The 13180-nt window shown below is 65.7% G+C and carries 10 protein-coding genes; 5 read left to right on the top strand and 5 right to left on the bottom strand.

The genetic code is table 11. The features are described 5' to 3' along the window. Positions 1–18: 18 nt before the first annotated feature. A complete protein-coding gene (locus WFP44_RS07875; RefSeq protein WP_336925892.1) occupies positions 19–1527 on the bottom strand; it encodes a putative bifunctional diguanylate cyclase/phosphodiesterase in 1509 nt (502 codons plus the stop codon). Positions 1528–1877: 350 nt separating this feature from the next. Here WFP44_RS07875 and WFP44_RS07870 point away from each other — a divergent pair, with 350 nt between their 5' ends. Continuing rightward, complete coding sequence (locus WFP44_RS07870; protein ID WP_377922715.1) at positions 1878–3995, top strand: transglycosylase domain-containing protein; 2118 nt, start codon at positions 1878–1880, stop codon at positions 3993–3995. 94 nt (positions 3996–4089) lie between these two features. Here WFP44_RS07870 and WFP44_RS07865 read toward each other — a convergent pair whose 3' ends face one another. The 3 genes from WFP44_RS07865 to hflK all read right to left on the bottom strand — a co-directional run bounded on the left by WFP44_RS07865 (position 4090) and on the right by hflK (position 7792). Further along, positions 4090–5643: a Do family serine endopeptidase gene (locus WFP44_RS07865; protein WP_336925890.1), complete on the bottom strand. Its 1554-nt coding sequence runs from the start codon at positions 5641–5643 to the stop codon at positions 4090–4092. 126 nt (positions 5644–5769) lie between these two features. Continuing rightward, the gene (hflC, locus tag WFP44_RS07860) at positions 5770–6603 is read right to left on the bottom strand and encodes a protease modulator HflC (RefSeq protein WP_336925889.1); all 834 of its coding nucleotides are present in this window, start codon (positions 6601–6603) and stop codon (positions 5770–5772) included. A 1-nt stretch (position 6604) separates the two neighbouring features. Then, positions 6605–7792 (bottom strand): protease modulator HflK, encoded by a 1188-nt coding sequence (gene hflK, locus WFP44_RS07855; RefSeq protein ID WP_336925888.1) that lies wholly within the window; start codon positions 7790–7792, stop codon positions 6605–6607. A gap of 185 nt (positions 7793–7977) precedes the next feature. Here hflK and WFP44_RS07850 point away from each other — a divergent pair, with 185 nt between their 5' ends. From WFP44_RS07850 to WFP44_RS07835, 4 genes are read left to right on the top strand one after another with little or no spacing between them, the layout of a single operon-like run. After that, a complete protein-coding gene (locus WFP44_RS07850) occupies positions 7978–8895 on the top strand; it encodes an Mrp/NBP35 family ATP-binding protein (RefSeq protein WP_336925886.1) in 918 nt (305 codons plus the stop codon). A gap of 37 nt (positions 8896–8932) precedes the next feature. Continuing rightward, a complete protein-coding gene (locus WFP44_RS07845; RefSeq protein ID WP_336925884.1) occupies positions 8933–11356 on the top strand; it encodes a molybdopterin cofactor-binding domain-containing protein in 2424 nt (807 codons plus the stop codon). 40 nt (positions 11357–11396) lie between these two features. Further along, positions 11397–12437 carry a ferrochelatase gene (hemH, locus tag WFP44_RS07840; RefSeq protein WP_336925882.1) on the top strand — a complete coding sequence of 347 codons (1041 nt, stop codon included), beginning with the start codon at positions 11397–11399 and terminating at the stop codon, positions 12435–12437. Next, the gene (locus tag WFP44_RS07835) at positions 12428–13018 is read left to right on the top strand and encodes a hypothetical protein (protein ID WP_336925880.1); all 591 of its coding nucleotides are present in this window, start codon (positions 12428–12430) and stop codon (positions 13016–13018) included. The genes hemH and WFP44_RS07835 overlap by 10 nt, the downstream gene beginning before the upstream one ends. Here WFP44_RS07835 and WFP44_RS07830 read toward each other — a convergent pair. Continuing rightward, positions 13015–13173 carry a DUF1674 domain-containing protein gene (locus WFP44_RS07830; protein ID WP_336925879.1) on the bottom strand — a complete coding sequence of 53 codons (159 nt, stop codon included), beginning with the start codon at positions 13171–13173 and terminating at the stop codon, positions 13015–13017. The genes WFP44_RS07835 and WFP44_RS07830 overlap by 4 nt on opposite strands. Positions 13174–13180 lie beyond the last annotated feature (7 nt).

Here is a 13180-nt window from a genome sequence, read left to right as displayed (position 1 = left end):
TCGTTTGCGCAGCCATGGTTAAGTTCCCGTTAGCGCTATGCCCGGGTCTTTCGAGGAGACGATGGCGCCGATTTCGTCCGCGGTGATTGCCTTGTAATAAAGCCAGCCCTGCATCTGGTCGCAGCCCGCGGCGCGCACCATGTCGGCCTGCGCTTCGGTCTCTATGCCTTCGGCGGTGACGTCCATGTCCATGGCGCGGGCCACCGCGATGCTGGACACCATCATCGCGTGCGAGCCGAGGTCCGAGGCGGATTCCACCACCAGCGACCGGTCGAGCTTCAGCTTGCCGAAACAGAATTTGCGCAGGAACCCGATCGAGGCATAGCCGGTGCCGAAATCGTCGAGCACCACGCCCACGCCAAAGCTGCGCACCATTTCCAGACTGCGCCCGGCCACGGTGGGATCGCCCACCAGATAGGTCTCGGTTACTTCCAGTTCCAGGCGCGCAGGGGGGAAGCCGGTTTCTTCCAGCACCTGCCCCAGCTGGATGGGGAATTCGGGATTGCGCAATTGCGCGGCGGACACATTGACCGACAGCTTGACCGAGCCCCAGTTCAGCGCGTCACGGCACCCCTGTTGCAGCACCCACAGGCCGATGGGGCCGATCAGCCCCGATTCCTCGGCAATGGGAATGAACACATCCGGCCCCATGCGCAGCCCATCGGGGCGGTCCCAGCGGATCAGCGCCTCTACCGCCACCACTTCGCGCGTCTTGGCATCGACCAGTGGCTGATACAGCAAACGGAACTCGCCGCGTTCGAGCCCGCGGCGCAAGTCGTTCTCGATCTGCTTGCGCTCTTCGCGCCGCTGGTCGAATTCCTCCTTGAACCAGGTGCAGCGGTTCTTGCCCAGTTCCTTGGACACATACATCGCCACATCGGCCCGGCGCAGAAGTTCCGAGGAACTGAGCGGATATTCGGCAGATGATCGCGTCAGGCCGATGCTGGCACCCAGCCTGATGCGGCGGTCATCCACGATCAGCGGCGATTGCAGCGCGGTCAGCAGCTTGTGGCAGATCCCTTCGAGGATATTGCCTGCCAGCGGGCCGATCACGACCACGGCAAATTCATCGCCGCCCAGGCGATAATGGCTGGCCTCTCCGGCGCAAATCTCGCCCATGAGCCGGGTGCATTCCCGGATCACCCGGTCGCCCACGGCGTGGCCGTACTGGTCGTTCACGTTCTTGAAGCCGTCGAGATCGATCATCGCCACGGCAATGTCTTCGCCCGTGGTGGCGCGCTGCTGCGTATCGAGATGCAGCGCGCGGCGGTTGGGGACATTGCACAGGCTGTCGGTCAGGCCCAGCGCCTCCAGCTGGCTGAGGCGAGAAAGACCGATGCGTAGGGCGCCCACAGCGGCGAAAAGATATACGGCCAGGCCGATCATGAAAGAGCGGCCGTGGATTTCGGCGGGACCGCCCTGCGCAAAGGCGCCTGTCACGATCAGCGCCAGCATCAGGACGAGAGGCAGGGCGATGAGGGCGGCGATGGGCCACAGCACCGGCAGGCGCGGACGTATCAGCTGCATCCATGCAAATTGCACCGTGATCACCCCCCTAATATTCTTGTCATTCAAGCAAATAGGGCAAAACAGTTGCGCAAGGTTTAATGGTGAACGGGCGGATAATGCGCAGTTCCCGCAAGATGCGTAGGCGGCCGGCGGGCGCCGTGCGGAGCGCAATTTTGCGTCGGGCCGATGCAGGGCTTTTGTTGCAGGTTCGCCGCCCACAAGGTATTGGCGGGCCTTGTCAGGACTGGGAAAAGGCATCGCCTGTTAACCGCAGGTTATCCTTGTCTCATGCAAGCGGGCAGGATCGACGCGGCTTTACGGGCGCGGCAGGGCCGCCGCTTTGCCGATAAAGGGTGACCAAGAGGCACATGGCCAGCAGGCGGGGCGCAAGCTCCAGATCGTCGCAAAGCCGCAAGGGAAAGCCCGCACCCGCCGGCTGGAAGGCCTTTGCCGCGCGCTGGCTGCGCAGGCTGGCCATGACGGGCGCCGTGCTGGGCGCGCTGGCCGCCATTGCGATTGGTACGGCGGTATTCTTCGCCGCGCGCGAAATGCCCTCCTTTGCCGCCCTGATGAGCAGCCAGAACGGCCAGTCGATTGTCGTGCGGGCGCGTGACGGCAGTGAGATCGTGGCGCTTGGCCCCTCCTATGGCGAATGGCTGGGCCAGGATGAAATCCCGCAGGTCATGAAGGACGCGATGATCAGCGTGGAGGATCACCGCTTCTATTCGCATTTCGGGATTGATCCGCTGGGGCTGGCGCGCGCGGTCTACAACGCCTTTTCCGAAGATCGGCAGGTGTCCGCCACATCCACCATCACGCAGCAATTGGCGCGCAATGTGTTCCTCAATTCCAACCGCTCGCTCGATCGCAAGCTGAACGAGGCCATCCTGGCGATGGCACTGGAATGGAATTTTTCCAAGGAACAGATCCTCGAACTCTACCTCAACAAGGTCTATTTCGGCGGTGGTGCCTATGGCATCGATTCCGCCAGCCGCCGCTTTTTCTCGCATTCCGCGCGCGAACTGACCCTGGAAGAGGCCGCAATCATCGCCGGGCTGGTGAAGGCGCCCAGCCGCTATTCCCCCACTGCCGATATCGAAGCGGCCGTCAGCCGCGCCAATGTTGTGGTGGCGCAGATGGTGAAATACGGCGATCTCGACCCGGCGCTGGCGCGCGATGTCGATGTCTCCACGGTGAAGCTGCGGCGCGAAGCGGGGCAGAACTCGATCCGCTATTTCACAGACTGGGTGCTGCCCCAGCTTGACCTGCTGCTGCCCAGCGGCACTTTCGAACCGATCGAGGTATGGACCACGATCGACCCAGGTCTGCAGGCGGCCGCTGACAGCGCGATCCGTTCCAACGTGCCGGCGGGTGCGCAAGGCGCGCTGGTCAGCCTTGACCGTGACGGCGCGATTCTGGCGATGGTGGGCGGCACCGATTACGTCGCCAGCAATTACAACCGCGCCACCACCGCGCTGCGCCAGCCGGGGTCGGCATGGAAGCTGTTCGTCTATCTCGCCGCCTTGGAAGCCGGATACACGCCCGGCACCGGCGTGCGGGATGAGCCGGTGACGATCAACGGCTGGAGCCCGCGCAATTCCAACGGCCGCTTCACCGGCGATATCGATGTGCGCACCGCCTTTGCCTATTCGGTCAACACGGTGGCGGCGCAACTGGGCAATGAAGTGGGCTTTTCCAATGTTGCCAGCATGGCGCGCCGGTTTGGCATCACCACGCAGATCAGAACCACGCCCGCCATGGTCTTGGGCAGTTCGGAAGTGCGCGTGCTCGACATGACGCGCGCCTTTGCCGCCGTGGCCGCGCGCGGGCAATCGGTCGAACCTTATGGGATCGTGCGCGTCACCACCGCTGATGGCAAGGAACTCTATCGCCACCGCGATGCCCCGCAACTGACGCTGGTGCCCGATTATGTTGCAGCCGGTATCACCGATCTGTTGCAGACCGCAGTGAATACCGGCACGGGGCGCGCGGCGCAGATCGGACGGCCCGTGGCTGGCAAGACCGGCACCACCAGCGACAACAAGGACGGTTGGTTCGTGGGTTTTTCCAGCGGCATCACCACGGGCGTGTGGATGGGCCGGGACGACAACCGCGCCGTGGCTGGCCTGCAAGGTGGCACCGCGCCTGCGCGCGCCTTTGCCGCCTATATGCGCCGCGCGGTGCAGGGCCGCCCGGTGGAGGAATTCGATACCGAGCTGAAGCTGCCCGATTGGCAGTTGGAAGATCCGGACGCCTTTTACGGCGAGTATGACGATTATTACTACATCGACGAACGCGGCAATCTGATCGAGCCGCAGCGGCAGGGCACCAGCCCGTCGGGGCCGGGCGATCCGCCGATGGACCGTGCGCCCCTGCCGAGACGTGACGGCGTGGAGGGAATGGGGTTGCCCCCGCAATCGGCGCCGCCGGCGGCGAATGACGATTTCCTCGAACAGGCGACCGGCGGGCCGGTGCGTCGACCCTGAACCCGATCAGTCGCCTCCACCCACGAAAAAGGGCCGCTGCCCATTGGGAGCGGCCCTTTTCTTTGGCGTAACGGACGGGTCTCGGGCCTGCCTGTCAGTTCCCGCGGCGCAGGCGCACCGGCACGGTCCTTTCGGGCTGTCCACGCGCGATAATGCGCACCAGAACCGCCTCGCGTCCTTCGTTCTGCGCGGCGCGCACCTGCGCTTCCAGTTCGGCAGGCGTGGTGACGGCGCGGCCATTTGCGCTGCTGATGATCGTGCCGCGGGCGAGGCCCTTTTGCGCCGCGTCCGAACCCGGATCGACTGCGGCAACCACCACACCGCGCGTATCGGCAGATACGCCGAGCTGCCGGGCGATCTGCGGGGTGATCGCCAGAACCTGCACGCCCATCACCTGCTCCAGAACACCGGTATCCTTGGCTGGATCCAGCTCGCCCTGGCCTTCCTGATCGGTATCGAAGCCCTGCGCCTGCGTGCGCAGTTCTTCCTCGCTGGGGCGGCGGCCCACGGTCACCGTCACGCGGCGGCGGTCGCCATCGCGGATAAACTCCACCGGCACGCGCGTGCCGGGGCGGATATTGGCGACGATGTAGGACAGGCTGCGGTTACGGGTGATCTGTTCGTTATTGACCGAAATCACCACGTCGCCCGCCTGCAGGCCCGCCGCTTCGGCCGCCTGGCCCGGCTGCACGCTCTGGATGAATTCGCCGCTGTTTTCCGGGATGCCCAAAGCGGCGGCAAAATCGCGGTCAACCGGATTGATCTGCACGCCCAGGAAGCCGCGCTCGATCGTCTGGCCGTTGATAAGCTGCTGCACGATTGGCTGCGCATCCTCTGCCGGAATCGCAAGGCCAATGCCGACATTGCCGCCCGAAGGCGAAAGGATGGCGTTGTTGATGCCGATCACATTGCCCGCCATGTCGAACAGCGGCCCGCCCGAATTGCCGCGGTTGATGCTGGCATCGGTCTGGATATAGCGGTCAAACGCGCCGCGGCTGCCGGTGGAGCGGTAGACGGCCGAAATGATGCCCGCTGTCACCGTGCCATCAAGGCCGAACGGATTGCCGATGGCAATCACCCAGTCACCCACGCGCGCCGCGCTCGAATCGCCAAAACGCACGAAGGGGAAAGGCTGGCTGCGGTTGATCTTGAGCACGGCAAGATCGCTCTGCTCGTCCGTGCCCACCAACGTTGCCTCGTATGGCGTGCCATCCGAGAGGGTGACCGTGATCGATTCGAGCCGCGCGCGGCCATCGGGGCGCACCACGTGATTGTTGGTGACGACATAGCCATCAGCCGAGACAATGAAGCCCGATCCCAGCGACTGCGCCTCGCGCGTTTGCGGGGTGCCGCCGCCGCGATTGCCGAACAGATCGGCGAAAGGCGTTCCGGCAAAGGGGTTGGCGTTTTCGATGGTGATCCGCTGGCGGGTGGAGATGTTCACCACCGCCGGCATCAGCACCTCGGTCAGATCGGCAAAGCTCGATGGCGCGCCCGCCACCGGCACCGATCGGCCCGTCAGAAGTTCGTTCTGCGCCACCTGTGCCCCTGCGGGGTGACCCGTGGCAAGCGAAATGGCGGCCCCGCCGATCAGCAGGGCCGAAGTGATGCCGTAGGAAAGTCGCACTGGCTTCACGTCCTTGTTCATCCTTGTTGTCTGCCTCTGCAATGCCATCCGGCTGTTGCAGCGGAATGCCTGTCCCAGGTGCCTGTTCCAGCCCAATCCACCTGAACGGGCTTTGAACGACAAATGTAGTCGTCGCGCCTGATTGCGTCAGCCCCCCCGGAAACGGCGGAGATATTCGTTATCCGGCGAAAGGATAATCGAGCTTTCGCCTTCACCTGTTTCAAAGGTGCGGCGGTAGGACTGCATCGCCCGGTAGAAATCGTAGAATTCCGGATCCTTGCCATAGGCATCGGCATAGATGCGCGCGGCGGCGGCTTCAGCCTGTGAACGAATGATCTGTGCGTCGCGGCGGCTGCCCGCGCGGATCGTTTCGGCTTCTTCCTGCCGATCCGATTCCATGCGCGCAAAGGCGGCTTCCAGCGGGGTGCCTTCGGGCAGGTCGGCCCGCTTGATCCGCACATCGAGCACCTGCGCGCCATAGGTGCGCGCCTGCCGGTCCAGCGCATCGCGGATATTGGTCATGGCATTGCCGCGTTCGGGCGTCAGCAGGCTGGCAAAGGTGCGCCGGCCCAGTTCCTGCCGCAGCGCGGAATTGAGGATCGGCAGCAGGGCGGCGCGAAGCTGCCCCTCGGTGCCCGCGCGTTCGACCATCAGAACGGGGTCGATGATGCGGAAGCGGGCATAGGCGTCCACCACCAGGCGCTGCTGGTCCACCGCCAGCACTTCTTCGCGCTCCATATCCAGGTCAAGCACGCGGCGGTCGACCATCTGGATGCGTTCATACAGCGGTATGCGCCAGTAAATGCCCGCGCCCGTCTGGCCAAAGGGCTGGTTGGGATTGAAACGGTTGATCGTATAGACCGGCTCACCCGCCCGGATCTTCACGCCCTGCATCGTTTCGGGCACGATTACCACGCTGCTGAGCAGCGCGACGATCAGCACGCCGAGAGCGATCAGCGAATTCTTGTGCGTTTCCCACATCTTACTGTCCTCCCGTCGCGGGTGCAGCCGGGGCCGCAGCAGCAGCTGCACTGGCGGCGGCGCGGCGGCGCAGTTCGGGAAGCGGCAGATAGGGGGTCACACCCGTTGCCTCCACAATCGTCTTGTCCGTATTGGCGAGGACATTTTCCATGGTTTCGTAATACAGGCGGCGCCGGGTCACTTCGGGGGCGAGGCGGTATTCGGCGTAGATATTGTCGAACGCGGCCGCATCACCCTGTGCCTGGGCCAGCAATTGCTGTTCATAGCGGCGCGCATCGTTGAGGTTGCGTTCCGCGTTCTGGCGCGCGGCCAGCACGTCGTTGAACGCCTCGATCACCTGCGAGGGCGCGTCGGTGCGGGCGATTTCGACGCCCTGCACCAGAATGCCCGAACGGAAGGCATCGAGAATGCCCTGCATATTGCGGCGCACCTGCCCTTCAATGGTCGCGCGGCCTTCACCCGTCAGCACCGTGTCCAGATCCTGTTCGGCAACGGCGGCGCGCATTGCGGCCTCGCCAACTTCAAGCAGAGTCTCGTTCGGTTCGGACAGTTGGAAGCGGTAGAGCGAGAGGTCGGAGATGTTCCAGCGGATGAGGTAGGACAGGTTCACCAGGTTCTGGTCAGCCGTCAGGATCAGCTTTTCCTCGTTCCCGGCGGGGATCCGCTCGATGCGGATTTCGCTGACATTTTCGACATCCACCACGTGGATCGGCCAGGGCATGGTGAAATTGGTGCCGGGATTCAGCGTATGGCTGAACCGCCCGCCCAGCCAGGTCACCACCGCCTGTTCGCGCGGCTGGACAAAGTGCACGCTGGAGACAAACAGCCACACCGCCGCAACAGCGCCCAGCGCCAGTGGCAGCCAGCTGCCCCCGCCGGGGCGCTGCGGCATACGGAAATTGGGGCCGCGCGGGCCGCCGCCGCCGGAACGGCGCGGGCCTTCGGGGCCACGCTGCTTGAACAGATCCTCGATCGAGGCAGAGCGGCGTGGCGGCTGTCCGTCACCCGGGCCTTCGCTGCCGCCAGAGCCGCCGGGCAGCCACGGATTGCGCGGCCCGCGCGGCGGCTTGCCTTCGCCCTTCAACCCTTCGCCCGGTGCACCGGATTCGGGGCTTTCGCTGTTGCCATCATTGCCGCCATCGCTCCCGCCATCGCCGGAACCGCCCCAGGGATTACGCTTTCCGGCCATTGCCAGTGCGATCCTTTCGATCAAACCGCCAGTTCTCTCCATGCCAACCTGTATAGGGGGCAAATCGGCAAAAAACAGGGGAAGCCGCGCAATTTTCGCTGCGTATTGCGCGAACAGCGGCTAGCAGGGGCGCCATGACAAGCGCAGATGATATTCGCCAGGCTTTACCACCTGAACTTTCGTCCATGGTTCGATCCGTTCGCTTTGCCGAGGGTGTCGCCACGATCATCGCCGATGCCGGCGGGCTGGGTCGCAGCGCGGCGGCGCAATTGCAGAAGGAGCTGGAAGCCGCCGCAAGCAGGGTGCCCGGCGTGACCGAGGTGCGCGTGGGCCTGATGGCGGACAAGCCCAAGCGCCGGATCGTGGCGGTGGGATCGGGCAAGGGCGGGGTGGGCAAATCCACGCTGACCGCCAACCTCGCCGTGGCGCTGGCGGGCATGGGCCGCAAGGTGGGCGTGGTGGATGCCGATATCTATGGCCCCAGCCAGGTGATGCTGCTCGACCCGGCGCGCGGTCGCCCGCGTGCCGAGGGCAAGACGCTGATCCCGGTGGAAAGCGAATTCGGCGTGCGCCTGCTGTCGATGGCGCAGCTGATCGAAGGCGGCAAGGCGATTGCCTGGCGCGGCCCGATGGTGGGGCAGGCGCTGACGCAGATGATGGAGGCCGATTGGGGCGATGCCGATCTGATTCTGGTCGATCTGCCTCCGGGCACCGGCGATGTGCAATTGACGATGCTGCAAAAGTTCAAGCCCGATGGTGCGCTGATCGTCACCACGCCGCAGGATCTGGCGCTGATCGACGCGACCCGTGCGATCGACCTGTTCGCGCAGGCGCAGATCCCGGTGGTGGGCCTTGTCGAGAACATGGCCGGCTATATCTGCCCGCATTGCGGCGAGGGGAGCGATCCTTTCGGCCGGGGCGGGGCGGAAGCGGCGGCAGCGACGCTGGGCCATGCATTCCTCGGCCGGGTGCCGCTCGACATGGCGATCCGCGTGGCGAGCGATACCGGCCAGCCGCCCGCTGCCAATGACAGCGAGCAGGGCCGCTATTTTGCCGGCATTGCGCAAAAGCTGACCGAATGGCTCGACAGGCCAGCGGGTTGAGCGGCACCTAAAGGCACCGAAGCAAAGGGAGCACGCGGTGAAGCTGACACGGCGAGGCGTATTGACCGGGGCGGCGCTGGGCGGCGGGCTGCTGGTTGCGTTCGCCTTGCTGCCACGCCGGTTCGACAATCCGCTTGAGCCGCTTGCCGGCGAGACGGTGTTCGATGTCTGGCTCAAGATTGGCGACGACGGGGTCATCACCGTGGCGGTGCCGCAGCTGGAAATGGGGCAGGGCATCACCACGCTGCTGCCGCAGGTGGTGGCGATGGAACTTGGCGCGGACTGGCGGCAGATGGCGGTGGAGCCGGCGCCCGTCAGCGGTGCCTATGCCAATCTGCCGCTGGCGGCGCGCTGGGCCCCCTTGCGCGAATTGGCGATCCCCATGCTGAGCGACGAGGCGGATGATCTGCTGCTGCGCCGCTGGGCGGAAACCAACGCCTTCACGGCCACGGCGGATGGCACCAGCATGGCCGCCTATGAAATGCCGTGCCGCATGGCCGCCGCATCGGCCCGCGCCATGTTGCAGATGGCAGCGGCCGCGCGCTGGGGCGTGGCGTGGGAGGAGTGCGAGGCGGCGAGCGGGTTCGTGATCCATGGCGAAAACCGCCTGACCTTTGCCGAACTGGCGGCAGAGGCTGCCGGGTTTGATCCGCCCGACCCGCCGCCCTTGCGCCCCGATGCGCCGCGCGATCCGGCCTTTGTCCCGGCCAGTGACACCGGGCAGGAGCCGGACAATGAGGACCATTCGACCGGCTTCCCTCGCCTCGATCTGCCATCCAAGGTCGATGGGTCATGGCTGTTCGCCGGCGATGTGCGGCTGCCCGATCTGGTCTATGCCGCGATCCGCCACGGCCCGCAGACCGAAGCCGAGCTGGTGGGCTACGATCTGGAGCGGATCGCGGGCGTTCCCGGCCTTGTCGGCGTGGTGCGCGGCAAGCGCTGGCTGGCCGTCGCCGCGACCGATTGGTGGAACGCCGAACGCGCGCTGACCGCGATGAATCCGCGCTTTGCCGCATCGCGCATGGTGCGCAGCGAACGCCTGACCGCCAGCCTGGATGATGGCGTGCGGCGAGGCACCGGACACGTGATCGCGCAGCGGGGGCTGGGCGATGACGGCTTTTCCCCCAATATGGCCCTGCGGTTCGACATCGCGCCCGCCGTCCACGCCACGATCGAGACGACCAGCGTCACCGCGCGGCTGGTGGGGGGAAAGCTGGAATTGTGGATGGCCAGCCAGTTTCCCGAAGCCGCCCGCCTTGCCGCCGCACGCGCCATTGGCCTCTCCACCGCCGATGTGGTGCTCTATCCCATGCCCGCTGGCGGCAGTTTCGACCGGCGGCTGGAACATGACCAGGCGATAGAGGCTGCGCTGATCGCGCGCGAGTTGGGCAGGCCGGTGCAATTGGTCTGGTCGCGCACAGAGGAGCAGGCGGCGCTTTATCCAAGGGCGCCTGCCGCTATTCTGGCAGGCGCGCAATTGACGGGGGACGGACGCATCGCCGCGCTGCGCCTGCGTGTGGCAACCCCGCCCGCCGCACTGGAACTCGGCCGCCGCCTGTTCGCCAACCTGACAAACTGGACCGCAAAAGAAGCGGTGGCAGGGCGCGCCGATCCGCTGGCGCTGGAAGGGATCGATCCGCCCTATGCCATCCCCAATCTGGCCGCCTATCACATACCGGTGGATCTGCCGCTGCCTGCCGGGCGGATGCGCGGGGGCGGCGATGCGGTCACCTGCTTTGCCATGGAAAGCGTGGTGAACGAAGCCGCGCTGCGCGGCCAGCACGAGGCGATGGGTTACCGCATTGCCATGCTGGGCGGCGATCCGGCGCTGGTCGATTGCCTGCAACGCGCCGCGCGGCTGGCGGGCTGGGAAGGCGGCGCGCCCGGAACGGGGCAGGGCATCGCCTGCCACCGCATGACCCGTGCGGGCGCCACGGGCCGTATCGCGGTTGTCGCCACCGCCGGCAGCGGCGAGCGGGGCATCGGGGTAAGCGAGATTGCGGTGGCGGTGAATATCGGCCGCGTGGTCAACCGCGATATCGCCATCCAGCAAATCGAAGGCGGCGTCATCTTCGCGCTGGGGCTCGCTCTGGGCTGCGCCACCGGATACGACGAAGGCCGCCCCACCACTGCGCGGCTGGCCGACCTCAAGGTTCCATCGCTGGCCGATTGCCCACGCATCCTCGTCGATCTGGTGGAGAGCGAGGCGGACAGCTTCGATCCGGGCGAGATCGGCGTGCCTGCTGTCGCCCCGGCAATAGCCGCCGCGCTGCAATCGGCCACGGGCCTCCCTTTCCGCAACCTGCCCTTCGACCTGTCGCGCGCCATGCAGGCCGCGCCCGCGCCCGCGCCCACCAGCCCGGCGGCAGCCGATCCGGCCATGCCCGGCGCTACCACGGCGGAGCAGCTCGACAGCATCCAGCCCGATGCCGGAGCTGCTGCCGGAACACCTGACCAATAGACCCCTTGCGCCCGCACCTCCTTTCGGCAAGGCAGCGGCCATGACCTGGCAAATGCAATCGCTCCCCGCCGATCACCCGCCTGTCGCCAGCGGCAAGGTAGGCGTGCTGATCGTCAATCTGGGCACGCCCGCCGCGCCCACCACCTCGGCCGTGCGCCGCTATCTGGCCGAATTCCTGTCCGACCGGCGCGTGGTGGAAATCCCGCCGCTGATCTGGCAGCCGATCCTGCGCGGCATCATCCTGAATGTCCGCCCGAAGAAAAGCGCGCACGCCTATCAACAGGTCTGGAGCGAGGATGGATCACCGCTGGCCGCCATTACCATGCGGCAGGCGCAGGCGCTGGCCGACCGGCTGGCGGGCGATGGCGTGACCGTCGATTGGGCCATGCGCTATGGCGAGCCGTCGATCCCGCGCCAGATCAAGGCGATGATGGACAAGGGGTGCGAACGGATCGTGCTCGCCCCGCTCTACCCGCAATATTCGGGCGCGACGACGGCCACAGTTATGGACAAGGCCGCCGATGCGTTGCGTGCGATGCGCTGGCAAGCCAGCTTGCGCGTCATGCCGCCATACCATGACGAGCCGCTGCATATTGCCGCGCTCGCCGCCGATATCGGCGCGCAGCTCGACGCGCTCGATTTCGAACCTGAAGTGCTGCTGCTCAGCTTTCACGGAATGCCCAAGCGCACGCTGGAGCTGGGCGATCCCTATCACTGCCACTGCATGAAGACCGCGCGCCTGCTGGGCGATGCGCTGCGGGCCAGCGGCAAGCGGCCCGCCATGCGGCTGCGCACCACGTTCCAGAGCCGGTTCGGCCCCGCCAAATGGCTGGAACCCGCCACGGACACGGTGATTGCAGAGGAAGCGGCAAACGGCACCAGGCGCCTCGCCATCGCCGCGCCGGGCTTTTCGGCCGATTGCCTCGAAACGCTGGAGGAGCTGGCGATAAGGGGGCGCGAGCAATTCGTGGACGAATGCGGCGGCGAACAGTTTGCCGCGCTGTCGTGCCTCAACGACAAGCCGGTGGGCATCGATATGCTCGAAGCGTTGATCCGGCGCGAGCTGGCGGGATGGATTTGACCGAATACCTCATCCTTTTCGCGGTTGTCTTTGCCATCAACCTGTTGCCCGCCTTCGGGCCGCCGACATGGTCGGTGATCGTGCTGTTCGGCATCAATTCCAACCTGCCGCTGGCGGGGCTGGTGCCGGTGGCGGCGCTCGCTTCGTCCACGGGGCGCTATCTTCTGGCGCTGGGCTTTCGCAAATTCGCAGGCAGCCTGTCGGAAAAGACGCGCGCCAACCTTGCCGCCGCGCGTGCGGCGTTTGAACGGCAGAAGCATGGCGGATTGCTGGCGCTGGTGTTCTTCGCCGTGTCGCCGCTGCCTTCGGCGCAGCAATTCGGCGCGGTGGGGCTGGCGGGAGTGCGGATCCTGCCCTTCACGCTGGCCTTCTTTGCCGGGCGGCTGGTGTCCTACACCTTTTATGCCGGGTCGGCGCAATATCTGGTGGCGCATACCAGCCTGGGCGAGGCGTTCCGCGATACGCTGACCAGTCCGATCAGCATTGCGGTTCAGATGGCGATGCTGGCGGCATTGGTGGCGCTTGCCAAGGTGGACTGGGTGAAAATGTTTGGCCCGGCGGATGAGGGCAGGCGCGACTAGAAATCGATGGCGATCCCGTTCTTCTCCCAATCGCCATAGCGGGTGGGAGACAACTCTTCCTCATTCGTGGACGGAGCCGGTGCGGGCGCGGGGTCGCTGGTCCAGTGGGCGGGCTTCACGAAATTTCCGGGCCGCTGGGTTGCGCGCTTTGTCATGTGGGCA

The organism is Alteraurantiacibacter palmitatis (assembly GCF_037154115.1).
Classification (GTDB): domain Bacteria; phylum Pseudomonadota; class Alphaproteobacteria; order Sphingomonadales; family Sphingomonadaceae; genus Alteraurantiacibacter; species Alteraurantiacibacter palmitatis.
Note: the sequence above shows the minus strand (reverse complement) of the source record. Positions and strands in the feature narration are given on the sequence as shown.